This window comes from Sphingomonas populi (assembly GCF_004208535.1).
Classification (GTDB): Bacteria; Pseudomonadota; Alphaproteobacteria; order Sphingomonadales; family Sphingomonadaceae; genus Sphingomonas; species Sphingomonas populi.
On record NZ_SGIS01000175.1, the window covers coordinates 1 to 634 of the forward strand.

The window sequence follows — 634 nt, forward strand, 5'->3', positions numbered from 1 at the left end:
GGCAGTGCTATGCTGCTGCAAGCGGCGTGCGGACGCCAAGCTGAGAGTGCAGGCAACAATGCTGAAATCAGGGCAGCTCAAGAGCGCACGATGAAGGAGGCCAACGATGACGTCGATGCCGCCATGGCCGAGGCGGCCATGACGAATGGCGGCGCCCCGGCTAACCTCATCACCCCTTCCCAGCGCTAATCCCGTCGCTGTGCACGGAAATCAACGGCCGTCGATCACGCCTTGGTCAAGTGTTGCGAAATGTGTTTGTTCATCTCAAACATCGACACCCGCTCTTTACCGAAGATCTTCCTGAGCTTTTCGTCTGCGACGATCTCACGTTTGTTGTCGGGGTTCTGAAGCTTTTCTGCCTTGATGTAAGCCCAAATCTTGCTGACCACCTCACTGCGAGGAAGCGCTTCACTCCCTACGATCGCGCCAAGTTCGGCCGATGGTTTCACTGGCGCGTGAATCCCCGTGGCTGCCTTCGTACCCGTTTGCGGATTTGCTACCATAATCGTCTCCTGTTCTCTGGTCCCGGTCATCAGGCCACGCTTTCTCGACACGATCAAGCATGAACGGCTCCAGCTATATTCCCAACTGGGAATGGCGATCGAGACGGCTCGGGTTTTCCCATTAGGATGGT

Annotated in this window: 2 protein-coding genes; one reads left to right on the top strand and one right to left on the bottom strand. The window is 56.6% G+C overall.

Annotated features, from left to right (window positions below):
• A partial coding sequence (locus tag EWE75_RS25435; RefSeq protein ID WP_206364892.1) for a hypothetical protein occupies positions 1-189 on the top strand: 189 nt, incomplete at its 5' end.
• A 35-nt stretch (positions 190-224) separates the two neighbouring features.
• On the opposite strand, the gene EWE75_RS24815 is transcribed toward EWE75_RS25435, so the two are convergent.
• The coding region (locus EWE75_RS24815) for an SWIB/MDM2 domain-containing protein (RefSeq protein WP_427915827.1) at positions 225-634 on the bottom strand (410 nt) is incomplete at its 5' end.